The sequence below is a fragment of the Oleiphilus sp. HI0125 genome (genome assembly GCF_001635355.1).
Genome location: NZ_LWGF01000108.1, coordinates 1 through 628 on the forward strand (window position 1 = coordinate 1; position 628 = coordinate 628).

Annotated in this window: 1 protein-coding gene; it reads right to left on the bottom strand. The window is 40.7% G+C overall.

Going from position 1 to position 628, the window contains the following annotated elements:
* On the bottom strand, window positions 1–582 hold a 582-nt coding region (locus tag A3762_RS01680; protein ID WP_156493125.1), incomplete at its 3' end, for a DUF1996 domain-containing protein.
* Window positions 583–628 lie beyond the last annotated feature (46 nt).

The window sequence follows — 628 nt, forward strand, 5'->3', positions numbered from 1 at the left end:
TATCTGATTTGAAACCCAGCTAGCACAGCGAAATTTCACTACTTGAGTGCTTTGCAAAGCATCTGTCATGGCTTGTCCAGCAATCATTTTTAAATTTGGTGGTGGAACTTGAATAGATCGAGCTGGAACATGATAACCGGTTTTGTAGTAAAAAAGAGGTTCAACATAAGTTATGCGCTCACCAAACGCATCATAAAGTGCCGGCACCCAATAAGCTGAGCGGTTCAATATAAGACCGTCGCATGTTGTACTTATCGATGTTCTCAGGCTATCTGAAGTTGTAAACGCATCTACATCGGGATTACCAAAAAAANCATGGGAATGAGTAGCCCGAGGTATATTAGGATAAAGCAAGGGATCATCCTTGCTTTCATGTGATTCCAAACAGTGAGTTCTGAATGCTCCCGTTTGATCGTCTCGCTCGCTAAACGCTTCATCAGAAAAAACAAGCCCCGATCTCAAACTTATTGGGTCATTACTTTCACTTGAATAAGTAGTTGGAATAGAGCTCGAGTCGCACGCTATCAGCAATAATGGAAACAAGAACCAAGAGCAAATTCGTAATAACCTAATTAGAGCCATACTCAGAAAATCCTTAATACCACTAAAATTACTTGATCGACTGAAC